Raw genomic sequence first — 12,732 nt, forward strand, 5'->3', positions numbered from 1 at the left:
TTATGAATTTAAAAAATACAATAAAATATTTCTTGTTACTTTTTGTTTCGTTTAAATCTTTTGCACAAGTAAAACCTCAAAAAGTTGATTTAGATAAATTTTCGTTTAATGTAAATTATCAAATTTTGCCTAAAAAGTTTGTTGCATTTGAAAAAAGAGTTTTTAGTACAGAAACAGTTGTCGGTAATGATTTTGCTTCTTATTATCCCAATGTGATAGCTTTAAGAAACAGAGTTGATCTATATGGCTGGAAAAGAGGCCCGAGAACTTCAAATGTTGATGTCGAAGTAATTTTGAAAAGTTTTACTCTGGGTGAACCAAAACTGGAAACAAGAATTGACGAATCTAAAGACAAAAATGGTGTAGTAGTAAAAACTACCTATTATTTTGTAACCGCAAAAATTGAAGCAAAAGGTTCTGCAATCGTTAAGGTAAAAGCATTATTAAATGAATCTGGAAAAGACGAGGAAACTGTATATCCATTTGATAAAGATTATGTCTATAAATCTAATAATGAACATGTGAATCCAGAAGTCGTCAAGGATTTGTATAAAACACAAAAAACAGATTTTTATAATAAGAATATTATAGACTATGTTGATTTAGTGACTTATCAAACGAACAATAAAGTCAATAAATTGTACGGTTTTGAGCCTACAACGTACAGCGATAATTTATGGATTATTGACTCTAAGGACGAAGAAGGAGCAATTCAAAAAGAAGCTTTGGAAGCTGTTAAAGTGATTTTTTCTAAAATGACGGCAACTGCTCCAATTGATGAAATTGTGACCGAGATGAATCCGTTAATTGAATATTTTGATTCTCTTAAAACAAAATATACAGAAAACGATAAATCTAGTAAAAAGATTAGATATTCAGCTTATTATAATCTGGGAAGAATCTACATTCATTTAGATCAGCCTGAAAAAGCAATTAAAGAAGGAGAGGGATTAATTGCTAATGATTATGATAAAAAAGATGGGAAAAGAATTATTGAAGATGCAAATTATGACTTGGAAAATTTTAAAAACTCACCATTAAAATCTAAGCATAATCCCGTGCTCAATTAATATACATTCAAGTTAGTATTATAGATGCTAGTAATTGTTTATAAAAATAATAAAAAATGAAAATATCAGGGGCAGAAGCCGTTATAAGATGTTTATTAGCAGAAGGAGTAGATTTGGTTTATGGATATCCGGGAGGAGCCATAATGCCGGTTTATGACGAATTATATAAATTTCAGGATCAATTGCACCACGTATTGGTGCGTCACGAGCAAGGTGCAGCTCACGCAGCACAAGGATTTGCCAGAGCGACTGGTAAAGTAGGTGTAGCGATTGCAACCTCAGGACCAGGAGCAACAAATTTAGTAACTGGTATTGCTGATGCTCAAATCGATTCAACACCATTAGTGTGTATTACAGGTCAGGTTGGAAAACATTTATTGGGTTCTGATGCTTTTCAGGAAACAGATATTATTGGAATCTCAACTCCGGTAACCAAATGGAATTACCAAATTACAGAAGCTCACGAAATTCCGGAAATTATTGCAAAAGCATTTTATATTGCAAGATCAGGGCGTCCCGGGCCAGTTTTGATTGATATTACTAAAAATGCTCAATTCGATGAGTTTGATTTTAGTTATGGAAAATGTACTGGAATCAGAAGTTATCATCCAAAACCAGTATTGAATATTAAAAAGGTCGAAGCAGCAGCGGATATAATTAATAATGCCAAAAAACCATACATTATTTTTGGTCAGGGTGTTATATTAAGTCAGGCAGAAGAGCAATTGAAAAGATTAGTTGAAAAATCAGGAATTCCTGCGGCCTGGACAATTCTGGGACTTTCAGCTTTGCCAACAGATCATCCTTTAAATGTAGGTATGGTAGGAATGCATGGTAATTATGGGCCTAATCTTTTAACCAATGAATGTGATGTTTTAATTGCATTGGGAATGCGTTTTGATGACCGTGTTACAGGAAATTTAGCGACTTATGCTAAACAAGCCAAAGTAATCCACTTCGAAATTGATCCTGCTGAAATCGATAAAAATGTAAAAACAGAAGTAGCTGTTTTGGCTGATTTAAAAGAAGCATTAACAGCTTTGATTCCATTAATTGACAAAAAATCGCATGATTCATGGCATAATGAATTCAAAGAAAAATATAAAATTGAATTAGAAGCAGTTATAGATGAAGAGTTGACACCAACGAATGGAAAAGGAATTTCGATGGGAGAAACGATTGAAATGATTAATAAACACTCTAAAGGTGACGCAATAATGGTATCGGATGTAGGACAGCATCAAATGTTTGCCTGTCGTTATGCCAAATTCAATTCCACAAAAAGTAATGTTACTTCAGGAGGTTTAGGAACTATGGGGTTTGCTTTACCAGCAGCTATTGGTGCCAAAATGGGAAGACCAGACAGGGAAGTTGTAGCTATAATTGGAGACGGAGGTTTTCAAATGAACATACAAGAATTAGGTACTATTCATCAAACGAAGGTTCCTGTGAAAATTGTAGTACTAAACAATGAATTTCTAGGAATGGTTCGCCAATGGCAGGAATTGTTTTTTGATTACAGATACGCTTCTACGGTTATGGTAAATCCAAATTTTTGTGCTATTGCAGAAGGGTATTATATCAAATCAAGAAAGGTAACGAAAAGAGAGGATTTAGATGCGGCAGTCGCTGAGATGCTGGCTTCAAAAGATTCTTATTTCTTAGAAGTTATGGTAGAAAAAGAAAATAACGTATTTCCAATGATTCCAACAGGAGCTTCGGTTTCTGATATGAGATTAAGTTAAAAATTATGGAAGAAAAAACATTTACCATATCGGTATACTCAGAAAATAACGTAGGCTTATTAAATAGAATATCAGGAATATTCTTAAAACGGCATATTAATATATTAAGTTTAAACGTTTCAGAATCAGAAATAGAAAATGTTTCAAGATTTATTATTGTAGTTGAAACAACAGAGAAATGGGTTAAGAATATTGTTGGACAAATCGAAAAACAAATTGAAGTTATAAAAGCATTTTATCATACAGATGAAGAGACAATTTATCTTGAAAATGCATTATTTAAAATAGCTTCAAGCTTGCTGTTTGATGAAAAACAAATTCAGAATATAATCAAAGACAGTCAGTCAACGATTGTAACTGTTTCCCGTGATTTCTTTGTGATTTCAAAATCTGGAAGACGCTCAGAAATAGAAGAATTATATGCGAAGTTTAAACCTTACGGAATTATGCAATTCGTGCGTTCAGGAAGAATTTCTGTGTCAAAAGAAAAGATGGAGATTTCATCATTATTATTAGAAGAATTAAAATAGTTTATCAATTTTCAAATTAAACATCATACTTATTAAATATTAAAAAAATGGCCAATTATTTCAACACATTACCACTTAGATTACAATTAGAACAATTAGGCGTTTGCGAATTTATGGATCAATCTGAATTTGCAAACGGAATAGATGCATTAGCAGGAAAAAAAGTCGTAATCGTAGGTTGCGGAGCGCAAGGTTTAAACCAGGGTTTAAATATGAGAGATTCCGGTTTGGATATTTCTTATGCTTTGCGTGCAGATGCAATTGCTGAAAAAAGAGCTTCTTTTAAAAATGCTACTGAAAATGGTTTTAAAGTAGGTACTTATGAAGAATTAATTCCAACTGCTGATTTGGTTTGTAACTTAACTCCGGATAAGCAACATACAGCTGTAGTTACTGCTATTATGCCATTAATGAAAAACGGTTCGACTTTGGCTTATTCTCATGGTTTTAATATCGTAGAAGAAGGAATGCAGATTCGTAAAGATATCACAGTAATTATGTGTGCTCCTAAGTGTCCGGGTTCTGAAGTGCGTGAAGAATATAAAAGAGGTTTTGGTGTGCCAACACTTATAGCTGTTCACCCTGAAAACGATCCAAACGGTTTAGGTTTAGATCAGGCTAAAGCTTATGCTGTTGCTACCGGAGGACACAGAGCAGGAGTTCTAAAATCATCATTCGTGGCTGAAGTAAAATCAGATTTAATGGGTGAGCAAACTATCCTTTGCGGATTATTGCAAACAGGTTCTATTTTATGTTTTGATAAAATGGTTGAAAAAGGAATCGACGCGGCATATGCTTCTAAACTAATTCAATACGGTTGGGAAACTATCACTGAAGCATTGAAACACGGAGGTATCACAAATATGATGGATCGTCTTTCTAATCCTGCTAAAATTGAAGCTTATGAGCTTGCAGATGAATTAAAAGATATTATGCGTCCGTTGTTCCAAAAACATCAGGATGATATTATTTCTGGAGAGTTCTCAAGAACTATGATGATTGACTGGGCAAATGATGATGTTAATTTATTGAAATGGAGAGCTGCAACTGGTGAAACTAATTTCGAAAAAACAGCTCCACAAGAAGCTCCAATTTCAGAGCAGGAATATTTCGATAATGGAGTATTAATGATTGCAATGGTTAAAGCAGGTGTAGAATTAGCTTTCGAAACTATGACAGAAGCTGGTATTATCGAAGAATCTGCTTATTATGAGTCATTACACGAATTACCTTTGATTGCTAATACTATCGCAAGAAAGAAACTATTCGAAATGAACCGTGTAATTTCTGATACTGCAGAATATGGTTGTTATTTATTTGATCATGCATGTAAGCCTTTATTGACTGAATTCATGAAAAAAGTAGAAACTAATATTATTGGTAAACCATTTTCAACTTCAAATGGAGTAGACAATGCTGTTCTGATAGCAGTAAACAAAGAAATTCGTCAACATCCTATCGAAGAAGTGGGAGCTTGGTTGAGAGAATCTATGACTGCAATGAAAAAAATAGGATAATATATTACGCACCACGTTGTGTGTTGGGATTTTGCACTGTATCTTGGTTTTATATAATATTTTGAATTAGTAAGCACTTATTAAGATAATAACAGATATGGCGCAGTTACATTCACTTAACTTTGAATCATTCAGGTTAAGTGAAGTAATCCCTAATTATTTCGGTATATTTTGTTATAGATATACTGTAGAAGTTTCTGTTATGATTAATGTTGCTTTTATTTTCAAAGTAAAAAGAGAATAGTAAGATCAGGCAAAATTAATTGTTATTGAAATTGTTAGAATTAAAAAGGCATGGTATTTAGAAATATCATGCCTTTTTGTATTGTTAATATTTGATTAAAAGTTTAAAATTTAGGAAAAACACAATAAAATTAATGTTTTTTTTAGTGATCAGTATTTTTTTGATAAAATTTATAAATTAAATAATTTTAAGAATACATTGTTATTTAATACATTTATAAAAAAATTACAACAACTATGAGTTATTATAAAATAGAAAATTTAGAACAATATTTTAAACATTACAATAAGTCAATAAGAGAACCAAGAAAATTTTGGGGTAAAATTGCAGAAGAAAATTTTACTTGGTACCAGCAATGGGAAAAAGTTGTTGATTTTAACATGGCTGATGCAGAGGTAAAATGGTTTACTGAGGCCAAAGTTAATATTACAAAAAATTGTATTGACAGACATTTAAGTAAAAGAGGAGAAAAAACGGCAATTATTTTTGAACCAAATAATCCTTCTGAGGATGCAATACATATTACATATAATGAACTATATGAAAGGGTTTCCAAAATGGCAAATGTATTGCGTGAGCAAGGAGTAGCAAAAGGAGACAGAGTTTGTATTTATTTACCAATGATTCCTGAACTTGCTGTAGCTGTGTTGGCTTGTGCAAGAATAGGTGCTATACATTCGGTTATTTTTGCCGGATTTTCGGCTTCAGCAGTTTCTGCAAGAATCAATGATTGTGAATGTAAAATGGTAATCACTTCTGACGGAGGTTACAGAGGAAATAAAACAATCGATCTTAAAGGTATTGTTGATGAAGCATTAGAAAGCTGTCCATCAGTTTCTAAAGTTTTGGTTGTGAAAAGAACAGAAACTGAAATAAAAATGCAGGAAGGCAGAGATATTTGGTTGCAACCATTATTAGATGCTGCTCTTGATTATAATGTAGCAGAAATAATGGATGCAGAAGATCCATTATTTATTTTATATACATCAGGTTCTACAGGAAAACCAAAAGGAATGGTTCATACAACAGCCGGATATATGGTTTATACAGCTTATACTTTTAAGAATGTTTTTAGTCACGAAGAAAATGATATTTTTTGGTGTACTGCAGATATTGGATGGATTACAGGACACTCATATATTTTATACGGACCATTATTGAATGGAGGTACAACCGTAATATTTGAAGGAGTTCCATCTTATCCTGACTTTAGTCGTTTTTGGGATATTATCGAAAAACATAAAATCACGCAGTTTTATACAGCACCAACTGCAATTCGTTCATTAGCGAAGGAAAGTTTAGATTATATCCAGAAATATCCTTTAAAATCACTTAAAGTTATCGGTTCTGTTGGAGAACCAATTAATGAAGAAGCTTGGCACTGGTTTAATGACCACGTTGGAGATAAAAGATGTCCTGTTGTTGATACATGGTGGCAAACAGAAACAGGTGGAATTATGATTTCGCCAATTGCTTTTGTAACGCCAACCAAACCAACTTATGCAACTTTGCCGTTGCCAGGTATTCAACCGGTTTTAATGGATGATAAACGTAATGAAATTGAAGGTAATCAGGTAGTAGGTAGTTTATGTATTAAGTTTCCCTGGCCTGGTATAGCCAGAACAATCTGGAATGATCACGACCGTTATAAAAAAACATATTTCTCAGCTTTTCCGGGTAAATATTTTACAGGTGATGGCGCTTTAAGAGACGAAGTTGGATACTATAGAATTACAGGTAGAGTAGACGATGTTGTAATTGTGTCAGGGCATAATTTAGGAACAGCACCTATTGAAGATGCGATAAATGAGCATCCGGCAGTTGCTGAATCTGCAATTGTAGGTTTTCCTCATGAAATAAAAGGGAATGCCTTATATGGTTATGTAATTTTAAAAGAAACAGGTGAAGTTAGAAACAAAGAAAATTTAGCGAAGGAGATTAATCAATATATTGCTGATCATATTGGTCCAATTGCTAAATTAGATAAAATACAGTTTGTATCAGGATTGCCAAAAACTCGTTCAGGTAAAATTATGCGTAGAATTTTACGAAAAATAGCTGAAGGGGATTTTTCTAATTTTGGAGACACCTCTACTTTGTTAAATCCGGAAGTTGTTGAAGATATTATGAATGAAAGAATTTCGTAATAAATTATAAAAACTAAAAAAGCCAAATCTTAATTTTTAAAGATTTGGCTTTTTTCTTTCAATCAAATAATTTTACATCTTTAAAATTAATTTGTATTACTCTTTTTTCAGGCTCAATCCCATTGGAACCATCAAAATACCTTTTTCATAAACATTCAGATATAATGTAATTGGTTTTTTCTGTCCTTCCCACTTTAACTCGTAGACATTTAAAAATCCAGCTCCCATATCACTTCGTTTGGTTGGAAACGGGCAACAGGTCTCTAACCTTGTATATGTTATTTTTTCGCCGTTTGGGCCTGCTAAAGCGTTTAAAAAACGAATCTCATTTAGCGTCTCATCTTTAGTGTTTCTGTAGAAAATATTAATAGGATAGTCCGGATTATAGCCATACTTTTTGTCCTTGCTGAATTCTTTAATGACAAACGTATTGTTTTTGCTTAAAACTAAATCAGGAGCGTTGTCATCTACATTTTTTAATGTCGATTTTGTACTTACGCATGAAGTAACGGCAATTAATAAAACAATAAGAATGGTTATTTTTTTCATGGACTTAATATTATTTTAATACAAATGTAAAAGATTTTTTCACCAGAGATTTATGAATTAAAACTAAATTTTAGATTTTATTGAAATTAATCTATTCTTAATTTTGATTTTTAAAATCAATTTGTGACATCAGTTATGATCAGATATTATGCCATAAAATTATGAATAAAAAAAACACTCTACCATGAATTCTGTGAATGTGGTAGAATGTTTTTTATATTATTTCAATTTAAACAATTTCGGCACTGAGTCCAGCTTCCAAAAGCTGTGTACATTGTGGTTTTAATTTATCGATAGGCCCTGTTTTTACGGTACATTTTCCATTGTAATGTACAATCAGTGAGCATTGTTCCGCTTGTTCGGCTGTATGGCTGCAAACACGCATTAAAGTATCAATCACATGATCAAAAGTGTTTACATCATCATTATAAACAATAATTTCGTTATTGAAACCTATGGCTTCTTTTTCGCGATTTTTTTCTCTTACTTTTTCTTTAGTACTCATATTTTTACGTTTTGTACTTTAGTAATTTCGATTAACTAATTTACGTATTTTAATGAAACCCAGGTGTTTCTTTGAAACTTTTTTACATATGTTAAACCCTTTTCGGTACAAGAAGAATCAATAAAAGGAATATCTTCTTCATAAAAACCGCTCAAAAGTATAATGCCTTTGGGGTTAAGGCAATCAACATAAAACTGCATATCGTTTAACAAAATGTTTCGATTGATGTTTGCTATTATTAAATCATATTTTTTGCCTTTTAATAAAGCTGCATCACCTTCGTAAACGGTGATGTGAGTACAATTATTGCGTTCTGCATTCTCTATCGAATTCAAATAACACCAGTTATCAATATCAATAGCATCAATTGGCTGAGCACCTTTCATTTCAGCCAAAATGGCTAAGATTGCTGTTCCACAACCCATGTCTAATGTTTTTAAACCTTCAATATCAATTTCAAGTAAATGCTGAATCATCATATGTGTTGTTTCATGATGACCTGTACCAAAACTCATTTTAGGTTCAATTACAATATCAAATTCTGCATCGGTTTTCTGATGAAAAGGAGCCCGAACATGACATTTTCCATCAACATCGATGGCTTCAAAATTCTTTTCCCATTCTTCATTCCAGTTAATCTGATCAATTTCTTCAACAGTATATTCGATTTTAAACTCTTCAGATTTTAAAATATAAATGTCATCTAAAATATTCTCATCCCATAAATCTTTTTTTACAAAAGCTGATATTCCATTTTCTGTTTCTGTAAAACTTTCGAATGCTTTTTCGCCTAATTCAGCTATTAAAATTTCTGATCCTGATTCCTTAGGCTCTATTGTAAAATGATATCCTAAATATATATTTGACATAAATAATTTTTTTGCAAAGGTAATAATCGAAATTAGAAGTTGTTTATAAATAATCGATATCCTTACAAATATTAGTGTTAATTTTGATCAGCGTTTTTAGTCGATTAATCATATGAAGAATATTATTTTTGTTTTACTTTTTGTAGTGTTATGTTCAGGAAGCTGTAAGAAAGAACACGAAGTTATCAGATCATTTTGTTATTGGAAAACCGATTTATCTTTCGACAAAGAAGATGATTCTTTGATAAAAGATTTGAATGTAAAACACATGTATGTTCGTTTTTTTGATGTTGATTGGAATCCATATTCAAAAGAACCTTTACCTGTTGCAACGATTAATGATATTAGACTGAATGAGAGTAATCTGGATATTACACCAAGTGTTTTTATAACAAATGAAGTCGTTATCCAATCTGACAGGAAACAACTGGATAGTCTTGCAATCCAGATATTCAGGCGAGTTCTGCAAGTTGGTAATAAAATGAATCAAACCAAGGCTGAATCAATCGCATATAAAATTGTTTATCCGGAAAATTATCATAAAAAGAAAGATTTTAAAACACTGAATTATGATTCTGTAAAATCTGCTGAGCTATCAAAACTGAAAGTTAATTTTAAAGAAATTTTGATAGATTGTGACTGGTCAGAAAAATCAAAAGAAAATTATTTCTATTTACTTCAAAAAATAAAAAAAGGATTTCCAACTTCTAAAATCGCTGCTACAATTCGGCTTTGGCAGTATAAGTATGCTGAAAAATCAGGCATGCCACCGGTTGATAAAGGTTTATTAATGTGTTATAATTTGGCAAAACCGGATGATTTTAAAACAGAAAATTCGATTGGTACAAGTGCTGAGCTCGAGCAATATATAACTCACAACCAATACAAACTCAGGTTAGATATATCTTTGCCGCTTTACAGTTGGGCTGTGCTTTTCAGAGGTAATGCTTTTAAAGGCATTTTATCCGATTATGATCAATTATTGAATGACACAATTAAATTAAAAAAATCTTCATCGAATAAATTTATACTTCAGGACGATGTGTTGGTTGGGCAAACTTATTTACGAAATGGAGATGAAATCAGAATTGAAAAGATTTCAAATGATGAATTGGACAAAATGATTTCCGTCATTAAAGATAAGATTCAGATTGATGGACAAACCCGGATAACTTTTTTTTCTTTCGATAAAAAATACATAAATGATTATGGAACTCAAGAAATATCTAATTACTATGCGCGTTTTTAGAAGTTTAATTTTAGTATTAAGTTTTCAGGTTTCTTTTGCCTGTGGATGGAGTGTTTCACCTGAGACAAGCAGATTGGCATTGTTTAAAGCGCAACGTGAAGGTTTTTTTAAATTGACTCCTTTTTATTATTCTGCTGATTCTTATTATTCTACCAACACAATTTCTAATGCAGATCAGGAATTGAATTGTTTAGAGTGGAAGAAAAAACTAGGTAATCAGATAAATAAAGATGATGCCTATTTTATTTTGTATCAGACAGATGCAGAAGTTTTTCAAAATGCATATGAGAACAAGGCTTTAAAAGATGTATTTGCAAAGAATACTTTTATTGAAACTTTATTGATGCCCCAAAATAAAGCTTTTTTGGATTATATTTTATTCGCAAAAAAAATGGAATATGATAGTAGTCCAGTTGAAAAATGGGAATCCTGGGATAATATTAATTATGACAGTAATGGAAAAAAATCTTCTGATTTAGAGAATTTCGAACAAAAAATTGCCTCCTCCAAAGATGCTTTTTTAAAACAGCGTTATGCTTTTTTAATTTTACGATATAGTTTTTACGCTCAGGAACCAAAAGAGGTTATCCGGTTGTATGACACCTTTTTTGCTGAAAATAAAAAAACAATATTAGCACCCTGGGCATTATATTATAAAGCTTTATGTATTGACGATTTGACTTTGCAAAACTATTTACTGAGTAAGGTTTTTGCAACTTGTGAAGAAAAATCATTTGCTGTTTTACAACATTATAATTGGAAACGGACCACAGAAACTTTAGCCTTAGCTAAAAGTGATGAAGAAAGAAGTGTGATTCTGGCTATTGAAAGTTTGCGAAATCCGGCCCCGGATTTTAAAGTTATAAAAGAAGTTTATGCCTTAAGTCCAAATAGTTTGTATTTGAGTTTTTTAATTGGGAGGGAAATCAATAAACTAGAAGATTGGATTTTTACACCACAGTTTACCAATGGGAGTCCTTCTGTAGTTTTAAATGGTGAAATATGGTATGAAGATTTTGCCAAAGCAAAACAAGAAAATTACAGTAAGGATATTTTATATTTAAGAGAGTTGAAAGATTTTTTGATTAGTATTCTGGATAATACATCCGGAGAGCAAAAGGATTATCTCACAACTGCAATAGCACAACTCTGTTTTATTGATGACGAAGTTGATTTAGGGAAGAAATATACCAATATGATTTCTGATAGAGCTAATGCTACAATACAAATGCAAAAGAATATTCAGATGGCTTTAATTGCACTAAAGCAGAATGATCTTAATGATGAAAAAGTTCAGAACCGACTTTTTGAGAATTTTAATGCTGTAGAAAACCTGATAGAAAATGACAAAGGGTTATTTAAAAATCTGTATAGTTTATATAGAATTGCCAGTAATGAATTTTTCAGGCAAGGAAACAGAGTAATTGCGGGTTTATTATTTATGAAATCTGATATTAAAAATGAAGGTGAATATTCGAGATATAACACTCCTTATTTCTACACCTATATTGGTTATTTTGATCGCCATGCGACAGTTGAAGATATCGATAAGCTGATCACTTTACAGCAAAAAGAAAATAAAACGCCTTTTGAGAAATACATTTGTTCAGGGACGATATCACCTAATATTAACTATTATAAAGATTTAAAAGGAACGCTTGCTTTTAGAAATAATAATTTGGAATTAGCTTACGAAACTTTTTCCGGAATGCCGAAAGATTTTTGGGAAAAGAATTATTCATTTACGGATTACCTGAATGAAAATCCGTTTGTGCCTAAAATACTTCAAAAAACGGAAGAACGTAAATTTAATTATCGTTTCAATAAAGCAGAATTTATAGCAAAACTTATTCGCTTAAAGAAACAAAACACAGCTGCCAGTAATCTGCAATTAGCACATGCCTATTTTAACGTTTCATATCTGGGAAATTCCTGGATGATGACTGCTTATGATTGGACTTCAGGAGAATCCTACATTGATTATATTTATGGAGATAATACTGATTTTGAAAAAAAATACCAAAACGGTAATTATTATAATCTGACAATGGCAAAACTATATTATGAAAAGGCCTTGAAAATGTCTAAAAATAATAATGAAAAGGCAATGGCAAGCTTAATGATTTTCAAATGTAATTATTATAGTTATCATGCTGATCATGTTTATTCAGATCAGGAAGTTGTTCCTTTTGAAGCAGGGCAGGAGCTGGAGGATTTTTATTCAATTTATTCAAATACGGCAAATTTTAAAAAATACAACTGTCCGCTTTTGGATTCTTATATAAATTAATCAACTTTAATAATACT

10 protein-coding genes are annotated in these 12,732 nt (G+C 31.7%); 7 read left to right on the plus strand and 3 right to left on the minus strand.

The window, feature by feature from the left end:
* The first annotated feature begins 2 nt into the window (after positions 1-2).
* From JE46_RS01295 to acs, 5 genes are all read left to right on the plus strand, one after another.
* The gene (locus JE46_RS01295; RefSeq protein ID WP_031453444.1) at positions 3-1,070 is read left to right on the plus strand and encodes a hypothetical protein; all 1,068 of its coding nucleotides are present in this window, start codon (positions 3-5) and stop codon (positions 1,068-1,070) included.
* Positions 1,071-1,126: 56 nt separating this feature from the next.
* Positions 1,127-2,815 carry a biosynthetic-type acetolactate synthase large subunit gene (gene ilvB / locus JE46_RS01300; protein ID WP_031453445.1) on the plus strand — a complete coding sequence of 563 codons (1,689 nt, stop codon included), beginning with the start codon at positions 1,127-1,129 and terminating at the stop codon, positions 2,813-2,815.
* A gap of 5 nt (positions 2,816-2,820) precedes the next feature.
* Positions 2,821-3,345 carry an acetolactate synthase small subunit gene (gene ilvN / locus JE46_RS01305; protein ID WP_031453446.1) on the plus strand — a complete coding sequence of 175 codons (525 nt, stop codon included), beginning with the start codon at positions 2,821-2,823 and terminating at the stop codon, positions 3,343-3,345.
* 47 nt (positions 3,346-3,392) lie between these two features.
* The gene (ilvC, locus tag JE46_RS01310; RefSeq protein WP_031453447.1) at positions 3,393-4,862 is read left to right on the plus strand and encodes a ketol-acid reductoisomerase; all 1,470 of its coding nucleotides are present in this window, start codon (positions 3,393-3,395) and stop codon (positions 4,860-4,862) included.
* A 480-nt stretch (positions 4,863-5,342) separates the two neighbouring features.
* On the plus strand, positions 5,343-7,253 hold the full coding sequence (acs, locus tag JE46_RS01315) for an acetate--CoA ligase (RefSeq protein WP_031453448.1): 1,911 nt from the start codon (positions 5,343-5,345) through the stop codon (positions 7,251-7,253).
* A 96-nt stretch (positions 7,254-7,349) separates the two neighbouring features.
* Here the strand turns inward: acs and JE46_RS01320 are convergent, their stop codons facing one another.
* From JE46_RS01320 to prmA, 3 genes are all read right to left on the minus strand, one after another.
* The gene (locus JE46_RS01320) at positions 7,350-7,802 is read right to left on the minus strand and encodes a hypothetical protein (RefSeq protein WP_031453449.1); all 453 of its coding nucleotides are present in this window, start codon (positions 7,800-7,802) and stop codon (positions 7,350-7,352) included.
* A gap of 229 nt (positions 7,803-8,031) precedes the next feature.
* Complete coding sequence (locus JE46_RS01325) at positions 8,032-8,307, minus strand: ATP-dependent Clp protease adaptor ClpS (RefSeq protein WP_031453450.1); 276 nt, start codon at positions 8,305-8,307, stop codon at positions 8,032-8,034.
* Between the two features lie 35 nt (positions 8,308-8,342).
* Entirely contained in the window at positions 8,343-9,176 is an 834-nt protein-coding gene (gene prmA, locus JE46_RS01330) for a 50S ribosomal protein L11 methyltransferase (RefSeq protein ID WP_031453451.1), read from the minus strand.
* Between the two features lie 112 nt (positions 9,177-9,288).
* Between prmA and JE46_RS01335 the strand changes: the two genes are divergently transcribed.
* Together JE46_RS01335 and JE46_RS01340 are read left to right on the plus strand one after the other, a co-directional pair.
* Positions 9,289-10,425 (plus strand): hypothetical protein, encoded by a 1,137-nt coding sequence (locus tag JE46_RS01335; protein WP_031453452.1) that lies wholly within the window; start codon positions 9,289-9,291, stop codon positions 10,423-10,425.
* Positions 10,385-12,715, plus strand: a complete 2,331-nt coding sequence (locus JE46_RS01340) for a hypothetical protein (protein WP_031453453.1) — start codon at positions 10,385-10,387, stop codon at positions 12,713-12,715. Before JE46_RS01335 ends, JE46_RS01340 begins: the two co-directional genes overlap by 41 nt.
* The last annotated feature ends 17 nt before the right edge of the window (positions 12,716-12,732 follow it).

It is taken from the genome of Flavobacterium chungangense LMG 26729, from assembly GCF_000735715.2.
Classification (GTDB): Bacteria; Bacteroidota; Bacteroidia; order Flavobacteriales; family Flavobacteriaceae; genus Flavobacterium; species Flavobacterium chungangense.